This window comes from Saccharothrix deserti (assembly GCF_009769385.1).
Lineage (GTDB): Bacteria > Actinomycetota > Actinomycetes > Mycobacteriales > Pseudonocardiaceae > Actinosynnema > Actinosynnema deserti.
Window position 1 is genome coordinate 24,250 of sequence record NZ_VKAB01000047.1, and the last position, 19,110, is coordinate 43,359.

9 protein-coding genes are annotated in these 19,110 nt (G+C 66.7%); 4 read left to right on the plus strand and 5 right to left on the minus strand.

What is annotated here, in order from left to right; all coding sequences use genetic code 11:
- Position 1 precedes the first annotated feature (1 nt).
- Genes FM051_RS43055 through FM051_RS43065 form a run of 3 tightly spaced genes read right to left on the minus strand, consistent with a single transcriptional unit; the run spans position 2 to position 11,798 of the window.
- Positions 2-3,922 carry an Eco57I restriction-modification methylase domain-containing protein gene (locus tag FM051_RS43055; protein WP_158852875.1) on the minus strand — a complete coding sequence of 1,307 codons (3,921 nt, stop codon included), beginning with the start codon at positions 3,920-3,922 and terminating at the stop codon, positions 2-4.
- Positions 3,922-6,738 carry a helicase-related protein gene (locus tag FM051_RS43060; RefSeq protein WP_158852876.1) on the minus strand — a complete coding sequence of 939 codons (2,817 nt, stop codon included), beginning with the start codon at positions 6,736-6,738 and terminating at the stop codon, positions 3,922-3,924. Before FM051_RS43060 ends, FM051_RS43055 begins: the two co-directional genes overlap by 1 nt.
- Positions 6,735-11,798 (minus strand): DEAD/DEAH box helicase, encoded by a 5,064-nt coding sequence (locus FM051_RS43065; protein ID WP_158852877.1) that lies wholly within the window; start codon positions 11,796-11,798, stop codon positions 6,735-6,737. The genes FM051_RS43060 and FM051_RS43065 overlap by 4 nt, the downstream gene beginning before the upstream one ends.
- Before the next feature lie 383 nt (positions 11,799-12,181).
- On the opposite strand from FM051_RS43065, the gene FM051_RS43070 reads away from it, so the two are divergent.
- Positions 12,182-15,088 carry a CHAT domain-containing protein gene (locus FM051_RS43070; protein WP_158852878.1) on the plus strand — a complete coding sequence of 969 codons (2,907 nt, stop codon included), beginning with the start codon at positions 12,182-12,184 and terminating at the stop codon, positions 15,086-15,088.
- Between the two features lie 202 nt (positions 15,089-15,290).
- Here FM051_RS43070 and FM051_RS43075 read toward each other — a convergent pair whose 3' ends face one another.
- Positions 15,291-15,542, minus strand: coding sequence for a hypothetical protein (locus tag FM051_RS43075; RefSeq protein ID WP_238413069.1), 252 nt, complete (start codon positions 15,540-15,542; stop codon positions 15,291-15,293).
- Between the two features lie 701 nt (positions 15,543-16,243).
- On the opposite strand from FM051_RS43075, the gene FM051_RS43080 reads away from it, so the two are divergent.
- Complete coding sequence (locus FM051_RS43080; protein WP_158852880.1) at positions 16,244-16,534, plus strand: SAM-dependent methyltransferase; 291 nt, start codon at positions 16,244-16,246, stop codon at positions 16,532-16,534.
- A gap of 16 nt (positions 16,535-16,550) precedes the next feature.
- On the opposite strand, the gene FM051_RS43085 is transcribed toward FM051_RS43080, so the two are convergent.
- Positions 16,551-17,441 (minus strand): IS982 family transposase, encoded by an 891-nt coding sequence (locus tag FM051_RS43085; RefSeq protein WP_158852881.1) that lies wholly within the window; start codon positions 17,439-17,441, stop codon positions 16,551-16,553.
- Positions 17,442-17,450: 9 nt separating this feature from the next.
- Here FM051_RS43085 and FM051_RS43090 point away from each other — a divergent pair, with 9 nt between their 5' ends.
- On the plus strand, positions 17,451-18,071 hold the full coding sequence (locus FM051_RS43090; protein WP_158852882.1) for an SAM-dependent methyltransferase: 621 nt from the start codon (positions 17,451-17,453) through the stop codon (positions 18,069-18,071).
- Positions 18,068-18,940, plus strand: a complete 873-nt coding sequence (locus tag FM051_RS43095; RefSeq protein ID WP_158852883.1) for a hypothetical protein — start codon at positions 18,068-18,070, stop codon at positions 18,938-18,940. Before FM051_RS43090 ends, FM051_RS43095 begins: the two co-directional genes overlap by 4 nt.
- Positions 18,941-19,110: the final 170 nt, after the last annotated feature.

Below are 19,110 nucleotides of genomic sequence, written 5' to 3' on the forward strand. Positions count from 1 at the left end.
GTTACGACCTCCGGTTCGGGTGGCGGGGCCCATGCCCAGGCGCGGTATCGAGTGGGCTGACGAACTGGCCTTCCGTCATCGAGTCGTACACCGCGAGCACCAGGCGCCTTGTACGGAACTCGCCGTACTTCCGCTCCTCGTTTTTGCGCAGCACAAAGAACGAGTCGATGACGTGCTCGGCATCGCTCCTGTCTAGCCCGTAAAGGTGCAGATAGGCGGCGTCGAGTTCGGCGCGCAGCTGCGCACGCCGTTCCTCCTCCCATCGGAATGGAGGTCCGTCGTCACCGAGATCACGGGCATACGGCTGAAGGTCCCACGCCGTGTAGGACAACTCCAACACTCGCGCCGTCACCCAGTCGCGCAAGTTGGTTTCAGGACACCAACTTGGTTCTTCGTCGTACCGCGCTGGAGGAAGCACTGGAAGCTGCTTAACGACGTGATACTTAAGCGACGCGCCAGAATGTTTCTGTCGGGCGCAGTAGTCAAGCACGAGCGATGATAGGTTTGACTGCAGGCATGCCGCCTGCCCACTGCTGATATGCAGTAGGAGAAACTTGTCGCCAACTGCTGCACGTGGGATTACAGTGGCGATCATTGTTCGTTCATCAGTGTCTTTTGCGACGTCTCGCCAACCCAGCAGCCAAGGGTGGCTCCATCTGTCCGCCAGGCCAGCATCCACATCGCTTTCAGGTACCCAGTACCGTGGCCACACCACGGCGTCGGGATCATCATGGATTGCGACTGGGAGCTTCGGGAGAGTGCCTTTGTTGAGTTGTGCCTGGGTCGCGCCAGCGTATGTGGCGTACCTATGGTCATAGTGATGTGTCATTTTTGCTTCATAGAGCGGCAGCATTCGAGCGCCCTCGAGCTCGAATGCTGCCCCGGTGGCTGTCCAGCCGGCATCGCGTAGTGCGGGCTCTTCATGGAACTTGCCGGAGTCGGTGGACATGTCGAGCATCCTCTGGAAGGAAATGTTCCAGGGGTTTCCGTCGGCTGTGCCGTCGCGCCAGAGTACAGGAAGCAGGCGGTGAATGTTGACGGTTATCCGTGCGTCGCGACGGCTGCGGAAGATGGGACTCGTTCCACTGTTGGGATTGACTTGTAGGATTTCAGCCGATTGGAGCGGGAAGCGGCGCTCAGAGAGTTGATGCGCGTGCCTCGTCGAGAATGCAAACGAAGCCACTTCCACGGTTCGCCCTCCCGTGGCGACCAGGATCGCAAAGCGGAACCTGTTGGTGACACTGGGGAATATCTTCGCTTCATTCTCGAAGTCGAGAAATGCCGAGAGGGTGTTAGTGTTGACTAGTCGACGGAAGAACGGCGCGGTTGTGTCACCCGTGGCGATGCCCGTTGGAAGCACAAGTCCAGCGAAGCCGCGCTTGACTGTCAGAGTCAGTGACGCCTCAGCGAAGAGGGCGTACGTATCGATGTCGCCGCGCCCAGTAAGTGGGTATCGGCCGGACGCTCGGGCGAACAAACTAGCCAAGTCCGCGTCTCGAACTGCTTCACGATAGAGACTCCACAGGGCCGGTCGATCAGCCTCCAGTTTGCTGATCATCTTCTTACGGGCTGCGGAGTTCGATGCCTCAGCAATCTCCGGAGCGCTGACTGCGAAGTATTGTTGCTCCTTGAGCTTCAACTTTCCCCACGGGGGGTTGCCGAGGATGCAGGTGAATCCTTCGGGGAGTACGTCGGGAAATTCGAGATGCCAGTGGAAGAAGTGGTGCTTGTCTCGAATTCGGCGCACTTCGGTCAGTTGGTCTGCTGTGATCCCGGACAGGCCTTGATTGGTGATGCGCCGGATATCGCCCACTGTGGGGGCGGGTGCCTTGCCTGGCTGGTGGTGCCAGAGGAAGGCAGCGCACCAGGCATCAGCAGCGAGTCGAGCCTGAGCCAACACCGGGTCTTCTTCCGCCGCCTGCCAGGCGGCGGCCTTGGCGTGCACATCGGTCAGGGTATTTTCCGGAGCGTCGGCGAGCTCTTGGAACGCCTTGCCAAAGTCCGGGGTCGGTGTTCCGAAGTCAAGTTCGGCTTGTTCAGAGTGGATGGTCTCATCGCGGTTGCGACGTTTGCGCTTCGACAGGGTTGCTGAGTCGTCGCCGGGGAGGGCGGTGAATGCTGCTTCGGGGAGTCCACCGTCGACGAGTTCGGGTGTCGTGCCGAGCAGTGCGTTACCGACCTTGATGTGAGCGTCTAGGAAGGACAACGGACGGCCCGGTTCGAGGGCTTCAAGCCAAAGTGCCACTTTCGCCAGCTCAGCGGCGAGCGGATTGAGGTCGACGCCGTACAGGCAATGGCTGATGACATCGCGCATGGCGTCGCGGAGCGCAGGTTCAGGGGGTTCGGCCTCGCCCGTCCGGTGGGATGCAACTCGCCGTGCGATGCGTCGGCCTGCGGCAACTAGGAAATGTCCCGAGCCACAAGCGGGATCGCAGACAGTGATGGCAAGGAGCGCAGCCTCCGGATCAGGGTCCGTCATGGCTTCGTCGAGAACAGGTTTCAGGGTCTCCTCGAGCAGGACGTCGACAAGGTCCGACGGGGTGTAGTAGGAACCGGTCTTTTTGCGGTCGTTTCCTGCTGCGACATCGAGGGTGTAGCGGCCAGATTGGGCGTCGTAGTCCGGGACGAGTTCGAGGAGTGATTCGTAGACGCTGCCGAGTTCTTCGGCGCCGAGGTTGCGGTAGTCCACTGCGCGAGCCATTCCGGTCTCGTCCCGCGTGAGAGACAGGGCTCGAACGGCGGCAAGGAGGTCGCGGTTGGTCAGGGAGGCGTTTTCGATCGGGCCGAGCGCGCCGTTGTCATAGACGCCACCGAGGCCGGGTAGACCGAGTGCTGGCAGTCCGTCTTCGTTACCGAGGCCTCGGGTGATCAGGCGCAGCGCGGTCCATAGGTCGATGTGACGTTCGGTGGTGTAGCGGCCTTGGGCTTTACGGCGTAGTCGATCTGTGGAGAAGTGCTGGGCATAGCGGCGGCGTTGTTCGGGGGTGGCTTGGTCGTGATGGAGGAGATTGCGGTCCTCAGCGACGAACAGGACCAGCAGTTGGTAGACCACCCGGAGCACGAGCCGGTGGTACTCGCGAGCGGTGAGCGTGCCGTCTCGAAGTTGGTCCCGCAGGGGAGGTGTTGCGGTCAGGAATCCGGCACCGAGGATGTTTAGGGCCTGCTGGACTCCGGCCGAGAGCCGTTTGAGGGCGCGAGTTCCGCGGGTGGTGGAGTCTTCTCGCCAGCGTTCCAGCCAGCAGGTGGTGGGCGCGGCTGACGGATCCGGTTGCGGTTCAACGCGGCTGGCGTGGCAGAGCTGCCACATCACGGTGAAGTCGGCGAACACCTCTCCGTCGAACATCCCGGCGAGGTCGAACTGGACGTATGCCTGGCGGACGAGTGCGGCAGAGTCCCGCAGCAGGCGCAACTCGAGGCCGTTGGTGAGGATGCCCCACAGGTGGTCTGGCGAGCGGTTGAGGAGTTCTTGCAGCATGGAGTGCGGTGCTTGTCGCGCGGCGCCGACTACACCGGGCGTGCGGTGGTCGAGGTCCACGCCGACGCCGAGCAGGTGCAGCGGGGTCCGCTGCCACAGGTGGCTCACCGGATAACTGGCATCGCCGACAGCAACGCCGCCTGCGGGAACTGCGGGAAGACGACCGTAGCCGAGTTCGTCGAACAGGACTCGCAGCCATTGGGAGCGGGTGGTTTCGATCTGGTGGCCGGTGTCCTCGCCGGGTGGCACCGTGCGCCGGAAGGCCAGCCAGGCGCCACGCAGTCGCTCCCAGGAACGGTTGGCTGCTTCGCGCACTGTTTCGGACTCGGCGAGGCCGTAGGTGCCGGGTTTGAGTCCGTCGAGCTCACCGGTGGTGATGGCTTCGAGGGTTTCCGGGGGCAGCAGGCCACCAACGGTCCGGATGGTGCTGACGGTGTGGGCGCGCATCACGTCCCCGCAGGCAGGTAGAGGTAGACGCCGAGGATGTCGGCGGGGCGTTGGGCGGTCACGGTGAGACCTCGGCGGATGAGTTCGCCGGTGCTGCCGGCGGCTTCTCGTACTCGGCGGTGGCTGGCGAGGAGTTCGGCGGCTAGCCGGTCTCCCTCGTCATCCAGGTGGGGAGTGAGGCGGTCCAGGCGAGCCTGGACACGGCGGATGTCTTCGGCGGCGAGATCACGGGGAATGTTGCCAGCAGGCCGGGCGTCCAGCAGGGTGGTGACCTCGTTGTCGGGCAGCCATTCAGGCGTGACGGCACTGCCGCGGTAAGCGAGTAGCCGAGCTTCTTCCACGACCATCGACCGGCGTTCGGTAGTGGTGGGCAGTGTGAGGTGCAGGCGGTAGCGCAGCAGGAGCAGGGTCGTGCGGGTGTCGACGGCCTCGGTGAGGAGTACTCCGCACCGCCTGGCCGGCCGGTCGGTGCCTGTCTCGGGGTCGAGTGCGGTGTCGAGGACGTAGCGGGCGAGGGTTTCGACGGAGGGGTCGGTGCGGGCCAAGACCGCTCCGCCGTCGGGCGCGGGTGGGGTTCGTACGAGTGGAAGATCGGTGGTGGTGCCGAGTTCTTCCCGCAGTGCGGATGGCAGTCCGTCTAGTGCGGCGACGTACCCGTCGGATGCGGTGGTCAGCGTGGCCCGCAAGGAGGTGAGCGCGTCCACGACGAAGGTCTCGGTCTCGGCCGGGCCGCCAAGCGCAGCGCGCAGGGCATCGACCTCGCGGGAGACCTCGTCGGGTTTGATCTGTTCCTGGGCGAACAGGCTGCGGGAGCGTTTCTCGCGTTGTGCTGCGTCGTCCCACCGCTGGTGCAGGTCGGTGCGGGCGGTTTCCTCGACGCCTTCCAGTTGGAGTTGGTCGCCGGTCTCGGCGCGCAGGACGCCTTCCAACACGGCGGTGAGGACGGCGTCGCTGTCTTGGGGGACGGGAACGGCGACCCCGGTGTCGGCTTGGATGGCGCGGTGGCGGCGCAGCAGCACGTCCAGCACGAGACCGTCGATGCCGTTGTCTTCGCCGTAGTAGGTGATCGCGTACACGTCGGGGGCGCGTTGTCCGAATCGGTCGACGCGGCCTTCGCGTTGCTCCTGGCGGGTGGGGTTCCACGACAGGTCGTAGTGCAGGACCGCAGTGAAGTGGTCTTGCAGGTTGACCCCCTCGGACAGGCAGTCGGTGGCCACCAGGACGCGGCGCTCGGCTTTGCCGAGTTCGGCGACGCGGCGTTCGCGTTCCTCCGGTGGCTGGGCGCCGGTGACCCAGGCGACTTCGACGTCCGGCAGCGCCTGGCGCAGTGCGGTTCCCACGTACTCGGCGGTGGCGATGTAGCGGCAGAACACCACGATGGCGTCGCCCGCTTCCACCCGGTCGCGGACAAGCCCGATGCCCTTCTTGAGCTTCGCGTCCTTGGCGCCGCGCAGTCGATCGGCGTCCTTGGCCAGCCGCAGCAGACGAGCCCGCGGTGTGTCTTCTGCGGGTAGCGCCCCGGCGGTGGTGTCGCGGCCGTCGATGGCTTCGTCTTCGTCGGGGAGATCGAGGACGCCGGCTTGGCCGCGGATGTCGGCTTCCTCGACGGTGGTCACATCGTCCTCGCCGCTGCGGTTGCGCAGGGTCGCGGCGGCTGCGGCGGGCGAGGAGGCCATCGCCCGCAGCAGCGCGAGGATCGACCACCAGCGGACCCGCTGGTGCACCGGGCCTCCGGCCGAGTCGCGCACGGTCTCGCGGGCGTAGCGCAAGACCTGGTCGAACAGCTTGCGGTAGTCCGGTGTCAGCCGGTAAGTGGCTTCCAACGGGATGCGGTTGGGGAATGGGGTGTCTTCGTCGAGGTAGGTCTTGATGTCGCCGCGCTGGCGTTGCACGACGTGACGGGCGATGCGTTCGCGGTCGCGGCGGCGCGCGTCGCCGGACAGGTCGTCGGGCAGCTCCGCGAGAGACTTATCCAGCAGCCCGAGCAGTGCCCGAAACGCTTCCGACTTGCCGCTGTGCGGGGTTGCGGTGACCAGCAACAGATGCCGGTCGGGGTCGGCGGCGAGGCGGGACAGCAGCGTGTAGCGCTGCTGGCTGGCGCGGGCGGTGCGGCCATCGGCGGCGCCGACGCAGGTGTGGGCTTCGTCGACGATCACCAGGCCGGGACAGGCCCGGATGAACTCGTCCGCGCGCCGTGACGACTTGATGAAGTCGGTGGACACCACCGTGTACGGGTAGCGCTCGAACAGCGATTCTCCGGCGGGCAGGTTGCGTTCCAGGCGGCCGGCGGTGGAGGGCAGGACCAGTTCGGCGTCGAGTCCGAACTTGTCGGCCAGCTCCCGTTGCCACTGTGGTGCCAGGGCGGGGCTGCACATGACGGTGAACCGGTCGACGCTGCCCTGGGCGAGCAGTTCGGCGACGATCAGACCGGCTTCGATGGTCTTGCCGACGCCGACGGCGTCGGCGATCAGGAGCCGGACCGTGCGCATGCGCAACGCCATCAGCAGCGGGACTAGTTGGTAGGAGCGGGGGCTCACTGCGATTTGCGCCAGACTGCGGAACGGGCCGCCGCTGGACCGGAAGCCCAGTCGCAGCGCGCTGCGGAGCAGGCGCGCGCTCACCGCGTCGCCGAGGTCCTCGGGGTCCGGTGGCGCGAAGGTCGCGGACTCGACCGGTTCGAGGTCCGGGAGCACTCCGGCGATGTCGTCCACGCCGCCGCCCAGCGGGCGAAGGAGAAGCAGGTCGTGGGTGCTGTCGGGCAGCACGACCCAGTCGCGGCCACGGGCTCGCACCAGGGAACCAGCTGCCCAGCTCACGAACGTCCACCTCCGAAAACGGTCGGCATCCTGTCGATGACCGCGGCCCAATCCTCGCCCTCACGGAGCCGCAGCACGTGCCACCGAGGACGGGCCAGAAGCCGTTCCTCGGCGTCCTCGTCGGTGAGGGCATCGTTGTGGCCGTCGTCGATGAACACGCCGTACCGCCCGACGGCCAGGTCGTATACGAAGTGCGGGCGCGCTTGTGCTTCCTCGACGAGCACGTCGACGGCGTCCGGGAGCCGTGCGCCCTTGGCGCGCAGCAGGTCGATGAACGGGTGCTCGCTCACGACCCCATTGGAGGGAGCGTCTGGCGGGGCCGGGACGGCGCCCATCGCGGGTGCTGCCGGGACGGTGGTGGCGTCGGCGAGGTCGCGCAGCATCGTGACGATCGAGTGGCGGTCCAGCAGGAGGTGGTCGGGCTGGTTGCCGTAGGACAGCAGGCAGTCGTAGCAGGCGCGTTCGCAGCGTTCGGTGCCGGGTTGGGCGGAGCCCCGGTCGTGGCCGTCCTGGTCGAAGTGCAGGATGTCGAGCGCTTCACGGGCGACGAGGCCGAGGTCGTAGTGCTCGCCGGCGACGAGGTTGCGCAGCACGCCGGCACCGCCTTCGGCGGACTCGTACAGCAGGATCCGGCGGCGTTCTCGGGTGTTGGGCAGTGCTTCGGCGGCGAGTTCGTTGTCTTCGAGGTCGAATGCCGCCTGGATCCCCCGTTTGAGCGCCCACTGCAAGGTCGCCAGCCGCTCCGGGGAGACCTGGTCCGACCAGTGCACGACCAGGGTGTTGCGACGGTCTTCGACGAACGGGATCACGAGCTCGGGCGGCGCACCGGCCGCCGCCGCAGCGGCGCGGCCTTGGCGGTTGCGCTGGGGGCGTGGCTCCCACCGTCCGCTGGTGGGGTTGATGAAGTAGCCGTCGGGTGTGCCGGGTGCGCGCCGTCGCAGGCCGATGTTCATCCGGCGGATGGTCGCGGTGTCGGCGTAGGTGAGCCGCGCGAGCTCGCGCCCATCCGCGGCGACGACCCGCGCCTCGCGTCGGGCGTCGGGTCCGCTGGGCGGCAGCCCGACTGCCGTGACCAGGTCGAAGCCCTGGCGGCGGCGTTCTTCCTCGTCGGAGGAGATCCGCTCGCGACGGCGGGTGGTCGCGGTGGTCATCCGCAGCAGGTTCGGGACGGACGCCCCGAGATCGACGTTGCAGATGTCGCAGTGGTCGTCGGAGTCGTTCCACAGCGTGCCGCAGTTCTCGCAGCGCTTGGCTCGTTCCAGCGCGAGCCGGCCGTCGGCCTCACCGCGGGAGGGCACTGACACCTTCACGACCTCGTAGCGAGCGCCCTCGTGGTAGACGAAGGCACCCGGCCCGAACTCGCTGATCGCCAAGAACCGCGGACGGGACAGGTAGTCGCCGTCACGGCGGCGGCCTCCGGCTCGGGCAGGGATGAACGCCGACACCGGCAGCCGCGGGAACGAGTAGCCAGGCAGGAAACCTTCGGTGGCGAAGTAGCGGTAGCTGTAGAAGTCGCTGTAGCCCAGCTCGTCCGATTCGTTGCGCAACAGATTCAGCTTCGTCGCGGCTTCCAGATACTGCGCCCTGGCACGGTTGACAGCGTCCGCCGAGGCGGCGGCGTCGGTGAGCACTCGGTTCGCCGCAGCCATCTCGGAGCGCGCCGCCCGGAATGCTTCACGCCACCGGTCGCAGGCGCGGTCGAACTCCTCGACGGCGTCCTCGACGGTGCGCCGGATCCAGTCCTCGTCGAACCACGGCGCGTCGGCGATCTCCTCGACGGTGCCCAGCACCTGCCGCGCCCGGTGCAGCGCCCGTTCCGCCGCTGCACGGTCGGACAGGGTGTGCCGCACTGTGGGCTCGAGTTCCAGGCTCGGGTCGTCACCGCTGACATCCAGCAGCTCGACCAGGGACTTTCCGAGTGGCTGGCGTGTCTCGGCCAGCCAGATGGCGTGGATGTGGGAACGCAGGAGATCTGCGTTGGCCAGGTCAAGGCGGGGCGGGGCGACGGCGCCGGCCACCATCCGCGCGGAGCGGTGGAAGTAGTACTGGTCGTGCGCGCTGCCGGTGGTGCAGTAGGTGACCACGATCGCGGGCTGCCCGGCGCGACCGGCGCGGCCGGAGCGCTGAGCGTAGTTGGCCGGGGTGGGCGGGACGTTGCGCAGTACAACGGCGTTGAGGGTCGCGATGTCGACGCCCAGCTCCATCGTGGGAGAACAGAACAGGGCCTGCAGGCCGGCGTGACGGAATGCTTCTTCACGCTCTTCGCGGATCGGTGCCGGGACCTGTGCGGTGTGTTCTGCCGACCGCAACCCGGTCAACCCGGCCGCGAGAGTGCGGTAGAAGTCGACGAAGTACGGGTTCGGGGCCGCGCCGGTCTCGCCAGGCGCGTTGCGCAGAGGGTCCGGTGCACGCGTGACGCCATCGCCGGCCAACCAGCACAGTGCTGCCGCGTTGAGCTGATACGCCCGCTCGCCTCGGTCCTCCTCGACGACGGTCACCAGGCCGTAGATCGCGAGTGCGTCCAACATTCCGACGATGGTCAGCTCGGTGTCGGCTGCGGTGATCCGCGGCCCGTCCCCGCGCAGCTGGCGGCGCAGGTACCGGCCATATGCCGAGAGGCCGGAAATGAACGCGTCGCCCCGGGTGTCGTCCTGCCGCCGGGACCGCGGCCAGACCCGGCCCGCGAGAAACCGCTCTTCCTCGGCGATCGTCCACGGATCACGCAGATGCTGGTCCGAGAGGTTGCGAACGGCCTCGAACCCGTCAGCGGTCAGCGCGGCCACCCTGATCGCCAGCGCTCGGCGCATTTCGTCCAGCAACACCCGCGCCAGAGCCTCGCGCCGCTCGGCGGACACGTCGGCCAAGAGACCACTGCGCCAGATCTCGTCGTCGGCGCACGCTTCGTCCAACGCGACGTAGTCGATCCTGAGCAACGCGGACTGTTCGAGGTTCGGCATCGTGATCCGCCAGCCGCGCTGCAGATCCTGGTAGAGCCGGTAGGAGACCGCTTCCCGAAGTGCCCGTTCGGCCTCCTGCCGGGCGAGGCCCCGCACGTCCGGTTGAAGCGCGTACTCCTCGCGCGGCAGCCCGAGCGCCTGGACGACCGCGCTGGCCATCGTGTCGTGCCGCAACCCGTCCGGACCCGCCTCAGCCACGGCCCGGTGCAAGGCGCTACGCAGCAGACCGACCTGGACGAAGTCGTTGAAGTGCCCTGCCTGCAGTGAGGCATCCTGCCGATTGTCGGTGAACGACAGCACCTTCCGGGCGTCGTCACGCAGGTCCTCGCCGCGCAAGGCTCGCACCAGGCTGGACGCCAACACCGTCGTCGCCGAGCTTCGGCCCTCGGAGCCGAGGCTGGACAACTTCGCGAAGTCCTGCTGGCGCGCGGATTCATACGACACGCGGCATCGCAGGCAGAACCGGAAGGGCGCGGACACGAACGCCGCCGGGATACCGCCCTGCCCGTGCACGTCTTCGTGACCGTCTGGCTGCACGACGACTCGTACAGGCACATGGTCGGCCTTGGTCGGATCAATCTGCTCCGCTCCGGGGCGACCGACCAGCCAACCGGTGGGGAGTCGTTCCATCACGTCGGTCGGGTCGGCGGGCCACGGGGTCGTGGTGTCGACGTACAGGTAGCCGCTACGGGCATCACCAGCGGCATCGTCCGGGAGCCGCGGCCGGAACCCGTCCGATGTGCGAATGACCGAGAGGTACTCCTGGCCGCATTCGCGGCAGAACGCAAGCGGTGCGAGAACGGCGTCGGGGCGGCCTGGCACAGCCAGTTGATACCGGGTAGTGAGGTAGCGATCGGCTTCCGGCTCGATCGAGCAATAGACGGTGTCGCCCTTGCCGATGAACTGGTGCAGCCGGAACGCGAAAAGCGAACGGCCGAAATCATCGAGCTGTTCCGCGCCGGCCAGCAGCACCTGTCGAAGCGCGCCCGTGCAGGTGGCCTCATCCAGCCCCGTGCGACGCGCCAGATCTGTGGCCGCGTCGGAGAGCTTGGTGGGCGGTTGGCGAACGAGCCGTCCGTCGACCGTCGCCACGCCGAAGGTCGACTCCACCCATGCGGCCAGAGGATCATCCCGAAGATCCTCGACTGCCCCGACGTTCTGAACGGCGGCGCGCAGGGCGTCGTCGTCCGGGTCAGGGGTGCTGCGGGTGGCTCGGCGCAACGTCTCACCGATCACGTGCTGCGGCTCCACGCGCGTGCCGAACAGCCGCCCGGCTACCTCGGCGATCGCCTCACGCTGTTGCTCCAGCGTGCCCGGCCCGGCCAAGGTCGCGGAGGTGCCGACGTACTGCACCGACGGGCTACCACACGCATCACGCACACGCCTGACCAGCATCGCAACGTCCGCGCCCTGACGGCCGCGGTAGGTGTGCAGCTCGTCCAGCACGAGAAACCGCAGCTCGCCCGCCTGATCAACAAGCCGACGCCGCTCATCGGGGCGGGTCAGCAGCAGGTCGAGCATCACGTAGTTGGTCAGCAGCACGTCCGGCGGATGCTGCAGGATCTGCTCCCGCTGCTCGTCGCTTTCCTGGCCGGTGTAGCGGGCGAAGGTCACTCGCCGATCCGTGTCGCCCAAGAACTTCGCCAGCTCCAGCTCCTGGCTGTTGGCAAGCGCGTTCATCGGATACACGACGATGGCGCGAACACCACGACCGCTACCTTCCCGCAGCACGTGGTCAACGATCGGAACGAGGTACGACAAGCTCTTGCCCGACCCGGTACCCGTGGTCAACACGTAGCTCGCACCAACCCGGGCCGCCGCCACCGCGTCTCGCTGGTGCTGATGCAACTGCAAGCAGCGGCCACCCACCTGGAAGATCTGGGCGCACGCGGGATGCAGAACCCCCTCTGCGACGAGTTGCCGGATATCGCCCCCACCGGCGAACGCGGGGTTGAGTGAGAGCCACGGCTCCGGCCACAGCAACCCGGCGTCAAGCTCGCGGTCCACCAAGCTGCGGATCCGGTCGTCGCGTACGCGCAGGAACCCGTCGACGTAGCGGCGGTAATCATTGACCAGCCGATCACGCACCGCGAAGACATCCACCGTGTTCCCAACCCCCGTATCCCTGGTCCGACGCTGAGACTCAACAGAGAGTAGTAGCGCAGTCCGACAACCGAGCTCCCCCCGCTCCGCACCGGCATCGAACGTCGGCGCCAGGTCCACAGCGTCGAGTCGACACAGCAGATCTCACGCGTTCGTGCGACCTGTGCGATGTGAACGATGCCGAGCACACCATAGGTTCGATCAACAGCGATGCTCCGTTACGAACCGCAGTCGTGTGCGTCCGATTGGCCTAGCCACCGTTTGCTTCAGTGTGACGGTCGGCCGCGCTCGCCGCCGATGCGCCAGGGCGCGTCTGGGGCAGGTCGGTCCTGCATGTCCAGCGAACCTCGCCGAGCCGTGTCCGGCTGTCTATCGTGCGGATGGTGGATGCCCCCGGTGCAGGTGACTCACGTGACCGCTGGTTCGACGTCCTCTGTGCAGAGGTCCTCACCCTCGCCGGGTCATCGGTCGACGTCGTCCGCCGCTACACGCCGCTCAGCTCTCGTCCTGATCTTGGAGCCAGCGCGGTTGTCGTGTCCATCTGCAACCAGGCGCGCCGAGCCGTGGCAACGGTGCGGATCGCAGAGCAGTTGATGGCCTCGGGCGCTCTATCGGGCTGCGCGTCGGCTGAAGTGACGACACTGGTACGTGACGTGCGGCTTCGTTGGGCGACGCACGGTCTCCCGATCGCCGATTGGTGGCATGGCGACCAGTTGCTCGTAACGCTACTCAGCTACCTAACGCCGCGGGTCGCAGCCGAACAGGGCGACGCTGAGGCCCGGAGCCACCTCCGGGACGTGTTCTGCCTGACGACGGGCGCACTCATTGACGAGCTGGTCGCGTATCCGCTGTCCCCTCCGCCGCTGCCGCCGATTCCTCGCGACTTGGTGACCAGTGACGGCGCCTGGGGTGCCGACGGGAGTCGCGTTCTCACGGAGGTGGCGAGCCGAGTCGAGGTCGAAAACCAAATTGCTGAACTACGGTCGCGGTCCCTCCTCGGTGGTGGCGGTCCACGCCGGTGCGGCCATTGGGAGCGCCGAGTCAGCGACGACCTCGACGAACAGCTCAGACAGGGCCAGGACGTGGTGCTCACCTGGACAGTTCTCCGCCGTCTGATAAGACCCGCTGAAACAGAGAACGACACCGCTCAGATCGGCGTGAACCTCACCGATTTCGAGCCGGATTCTCTCATGGAGGCCCAGGCGATCATCGATATTGCGTTGCAACAGTGTGTCGACTGGCTGAACAGCTTGACCGCAGCGGAACATGCGCTCATTCAGGTTTACGACACCAAGGAACTTCGTCGGCGGCGGTGGCTTGACGCACACCTGTGCATCAAGCGCGCGCCGCTCTTGATGCCGGATGCCGTTCCCGATATCACGTCAACAGGTATCACGCCCCGTGTTCCTGATTGGGTCAACACCCTTGTGTTTGATCGTGGCGCCCGTTTCTTCCACAGCACCACAGGCCCGCTCGAACTATGGTTCGGAGTCGTCGAGACAGACGACGAGCAGCACCAGCTGATGTCCACCCTGGAAGAGGGCATCCGCCTGGAGGTCAGCCATGAAGGTGCCGACGTTCTGCTCCAGATCGCCGTAGAACCCCAGGCATCGGTGGATCCAGCACTCGCACCCTTCCACTTCAACCCCGACGAGCCCCGCAGCGCCATCGAGTTGCTCCTGGCCGCACTGACGACTGTACGTGTGGACTGGTACCGGCTCCATGAAGACCGGACGCTCGAACACGTACACGGAAGTGGCCTCGACATCCCGGCCGACGCGTTGACATCAATCCTTGAACGTGTCGATTCCACTCTCTCGCGAGCCGAACTCGACGCCCCTGAGTCCTCGCCATATGAGCTGCTGACGCGGGCTTCGATGCATCCTGATTCCGAGCAGTTCATGTTCGTAGGGGCAGACAACGCCAAGTCGGAATCAATCCTCTTCGACCTCGATCTACTCGAAACGGAATCCGACCGTGACACCGAGGCCATCGGCGAGGCCCGCGACAATCTCGCCCACGCCGAACTCGCACGAGTGTCCGCCGCGGTCGACGGCATAGTCGACGAGGAGGTGCAGGCACAAGCCGACCTGGCACGCCGCTCATACACGATCAACCGCCAACGAGTTCAGCGCCCCACCGGCCACCGATTCGCCGACATGACAGCTCGTGTAGTCAGCGCCGAGCGCGCGTTCGTCCAGTTCACCGAGTCGGAAGGTTACCTATCGGCCGTAGTCGCCATCGAGACGGGCGACGGTGTCGAAGCAAGATTCATCGACCTCAGCAACATCACCGTCGACCGCATCCGACTCATCTCCGATAACTGGCTCGGCCATGACCCCGATGCACCGTGGGAGGAGGTCGCCGACGCGCTCGACATCCTGCTCCGGTGGGCAGGACAGGAGATCGTCGCACCGGTCTTCGACCTGCTCGTTCAATACAGAACTCGACACGTCGTACTCTGCCCCAGCCGTACGCTCGAACCGCTTCCGCTCCATGCCGCCCTGATCGACGGCAACGTACTCGGAGATCTCGTTGACGTGAGCTATGCACCGAGCGCAGCAGTCCTATCACGGCTATCGACCCGAGGTGACCAGCACTACACCCTCGACCTCATTGTCTCGGCAAACGGAGCACATGCGCCCCGCAACCACGGCCTCGACGTCCTCGAAGGACCCGACCAGGAAGCAAACGCGCTACACGAACTGGCTGCGCACGCACGGGTCCTCAGCGGCATCGACGCCACACCGGGCGCCGTCCTCGGAGCCATCGCAGATTCTCGAGTGGTCCACCTCGCGGCCCACGGCGAAGCGAGTCCGGACAAACTTGCCAGCGGCATCTGGCTATCCGGAACGACCCCTTCACATGCGCTGCTTTCCGCCGCAGCCATCCATGCTGGCCCGGAACTCCGAAAAACATCGCTCGTCGTCCTGTCTGCCTGCGACACTGCGCACCACCCCACCGGAGGCCGCGCCGTGCAGGCGTGGCGTGGCCTCGACAGCGCGTTCCTCTCTCGCGGCGCCCGTGCCGTCGTAGCCGGCCTCTGGGAAGTCGACGACGTAGCTGCTCTTGTTTACAGCACGGCTCTCCATGTGCGGCTCTTCCACGGCGCGACCATCGCACAAGCACATGCCAACGCAACAATGGTTCTGCGAGGGGGCGAACCCGATACACGTGCAACCGAACTGTTGGACAAGGCACGACCGTCGTGGAGAACCGATCTTCACGAACTAGAACTGGAACGCGCATACTGGTGGTCCGCCTACCGTCCTTCTGGTATCTGCTGGTAGGCCCTGCCCCTCGAGTCCTTACACGGCAGATCACGCCCAACGCACGGACCGCCCTTCTGCGATGCCGTGCTGCAACGCCTGACAGGAGGAAGGGCCGGGCAAGGCTGTCGCGACGACACAGCCGACGATCGGACTTGACGGACTAGATCCGAGGCCACCAGCACCAAGCTGTACGCAGGCGCTGACCAGGACGACCATTCGCTTACGTGCGCTTTCGCAGCGCATGGAAGGGCACGAGCTGGTCGACCAGGTGAAGCTTGTCGCGGCGGCCGTCGGCGTAGCCGATCTCGTAGTCGACGATCCCGTACCAATCGCCGTCCACGCTGGGGAAACGGCCGTGTAGTCGCCCTTGGACCACGCCCGTGAGGTCCAGGCCGGTTTCAATGACGTGTCGCGGCACGTCGGGGGGCCGAGGGAAGAGGATGTCCAGGTTGACCCAGACGGACGTGAGCACCGGTTGGCGTCCGTGGAGGTCGTCGCCTTCCCAGTGGGTGAATGGACTGTTGATCACAGCATCACCGCCTACCTCGCGCTGGCCGCCGCCCGCACGCGGTGGAGAATAAGGTCGCCGTAGGGTTCGTCGTCCAACTCCGCGAGGTCCGGGCTGGGTCGGCTGCTGATCAAGCGCCAGCTCGCATCTACTCCGGGCGTCGCCGCGCAGGCAGGGCAGATGACGTGGACTTCGCCGTCTGCAGCGATAGCCCTGCTGAGGCCGGGCACAACGCGGTGCGCGCCGCCTTTGCACGTGGCCGGGAGGACGGCGATCGTCGTGCCGGTGGGGTCGACGCGGTAGCGCAATGCGCCGTCCGATTGGGCGGGCGGAAGCGGCGAACTCATGTCAGGCAAGCTACCACCGCGCTCGCACATATGTTCGACTGAGGTGGAATTCGGTGAGTCGACGTGGGTGAGCGGCGACGGAATGTCACTCGGCCGAATGAATCGTGCTGCTGAAGTCGTGTTCAGGTGTGGTGCCGCCTCATGGACGCCTCACGAGCGCCGCGTGTCCGCTCTGGTTCAGATCTTGATGTCGGCGGTCTAATCGCCCGCACCAACCCGGCCAACTTCCGGTAACGCGGACGTCCCATCGGCGGGGTCGACCAGGTGCACAGCAGGTCAGGCTCGTGGTGACGGGCCGGGCGGGGGAACGTCAGGGTGATGGCGACGCAAAGGGGTGCGCTGGGCCTCGACGCGCCGATCGATCTTGACGCGCCGTCGCTGGCCCGGATCTACGACTACCTGCTCGGCGGCGGGCACAACTTCGCCGCCGATCGGGTCGTGGCCGACAAGATTGCGGCTTTGGTGCCCGGCTATGGCGTGTTCGTCCGCGAGAACAGCATGTTCCGGCGCCGCGCGGTGCTCCACATGCTCGCCGCCGGGATCGAGCAGTTCCTCGATGTGGGAACGGGCGTGTTCAGTACCCGACCCCTGCATCACCTAGATGACTGATTCTGTGAAGTTGGTGTTAGTGATCGAATGCGGTGAGTGAGCGTTTGCTGGTCACGCCGGTCATCCAATTGTGCCAGATGCCGGCGGCCATGGCCAGCAGGCGTTGGGCGACGCGGGTGAACACTCCGGCCGGGGTGCGTCCGCCGTGCTGTTCGAGGTCGAGTTGGCCTTTGAGGGTTTGGTTGACCGACTCGATCCACTGCCGGACGCCACCGAGGTTGCCGTTGCGGTAGGTCTCGTCCTTACGGTCGGGGCGGAGCAGGTTCAACCCCATCCGCTCGGTGAGTTGTTTGAACGGTTTGCCGGAGAAACCTTTGTCGGCCAACAGGACCTGGCCGTCGCGGATGAGGTGGTGGTTGTGGTCGAGCAGCGCGGCGAGCACTTCGCGTTCGCCGATCCTCGGGTTGGCCAGGCACCACATGACCGGCATGCCGTCACCGGTGCAGACGAGGTACAGCTTCAGTCCCCAGTACCAGCGGGAGTGTGACGCGCAGTAGCCGTAGTCGGCGTGTCCGGCCAGGTCGGAACGCTTGACCGTCTCCCGGGACATGCCGCAGGGCACCGGGGTGGCGTCGGTCATCCACAGGTCGTCGAACCACGACGGGCAGCACACGGCCAATGCGAGAATCGCCTTGCACAACAACGGTTCCGCCGTTCTGAGGCGCTTGTGGTAACCGGATTGGGTGAGCATGTCCGGGAACATCCCGAGCAGCTCGGCGTCGGCGTGGACGTGGCGGACCCAGCGGCGTTCGCTGTGGTAACCGAGCATGATCTGGGCCACGGCCAGGCAGATCAGCTCACTGTCGGTGAGATCGGGTCGGTGACCCCGACCGGTCCGGGGCGGGACCACGTGGTCGTCGACCAGCACGTAGAGTGCGGTCAGGAGGGTGTTCAGGTCTTTCGTCACACATTGATCATGAACACCCTCCTCCCATGCCCTCACGTCGGGCCGCCTTCACACGATCTTCACGGAATCAATCATCTAGCGCAGGCCGGAAACCCCGACGCTCACGTCGTCTACGTCGACCGTGATCCCGTGGTCGTCGCCGGTCTCAACCTCCTTGTCGGGCAGGGCGACGCGCGAACCGGGGTGGTCGAGGCAGACCTGCGGCACGTGGACGAGGTCCTCGACCACTCCGTGACCGCCCGGCTACTGGACTTGACCCGACCGGTGGGCGTTGTCGCCGGTGCAGTGCTGCATTGCCTGCCCGACGCCGACGACCCCGCTGCGGCGTTGGCCCGGTACTACCAGCGGCTCGCGCCCGGTTCGCTGCTGGCCGCCTCGCACGCCGACGGCACGACGCTGGGGCTCGAGTCGGCCGCCGCGATCGAGGACTGCCTCGCCGAGGCCGGCATCACCCTGGTGCACCGCAGCGAGCAGCGGTTCGCCGACTTGCTCGGGCCGTGGCAGCCGCACCCGGACGGCGTGGTGCCCGTCGGCTGGTGGCGGCTGGACAGCCTGACGGCTCCCAGACCCGAGCGTTCGTTGGGCAATGCCGTGATGGCCAGCCGCCTCCAGATCCCGGAGCAGGTGTGAGCGGGGCCCAGCACGTCAACAGCATCGCGGGCACGGTCGTCGGGCCGGTCGTTCAGGCCCACACGGTCACCGCCGAGACGATCGTCCTGCACGCTCACGACCGACGGATGCCGGTGCCCCGGCGGCTTCCGCCGCCCGCACGCACCCAGGTCGACCGCGCCGAGGAGCTCGACCGGCTGGACCGTCTGCTGGCCGCGGCGGGAGCGACCCGCGTGGTCGTGGCCGGCCTGGGCGGAGTCGGCAAGATCGGCTTGGCGGTGCGCTGGCTCGACCGGCACCACGACCGCCACCCCGACGGCGTGCTGCACGTCGACCTCAACGGCTGGAGCGGCCACCCGCCACCGACCACGGGTCAGGTCCTCGCCGGGTGGCTGCGCGCGCTCGGCGTCGCCGCCGACGACCTCCCTGCCGACGTGGCCGAGCTGACCGCGCTGTACCGGACGGTCACCTCGGACAAAGCGTTGGCCGTCCTGATCGACGACACCCGCTCCGCCGACCAGGTGCAGCCCCTGGTGTCCGCCACGGCACGCGGCACGACCCTGGTCACCAGTCGCCACCGGCTCGCCGGCCTGGCCGTGGTCGGCTTCCGCACCCTCGACCTCGACTGCTTCCCCGCCGCCACCGGAGTCGCGCTGCTGGCCGGACTGCTCGACGAGAACCGCCGGCCCATCGGGCACGAGCTGCTGCGCGCGCTGGCCGATCGCTGCCACGGGCACCCGCTGGCTCTGACCATCGCCGGGGCCACCTCGCCGCGCATCCCCGACGCGACCCGCACGCCTGATCACCCGCCTGAACCACCACCCCCGCCAAGGCTTCATCCGCCGCCTTGGATTCGCACGAGCTGTCCGTCGGAGGAGTGCTGCAGATGAGCTACGAGGACCTCGACGCCACCACCGCCCGGCTGTACCGCGGCCTGGTAGAGCACCCCGGCGCCGAGTTCACCGCCGACCCGCTGGCCGCCGGCCTGGAAGTCCCGGTGACGGAGGTCGAGCGAGCGCTCGGGCGGTTGCTGGAGGCCAACCTCGTCACCGAGAGCGGT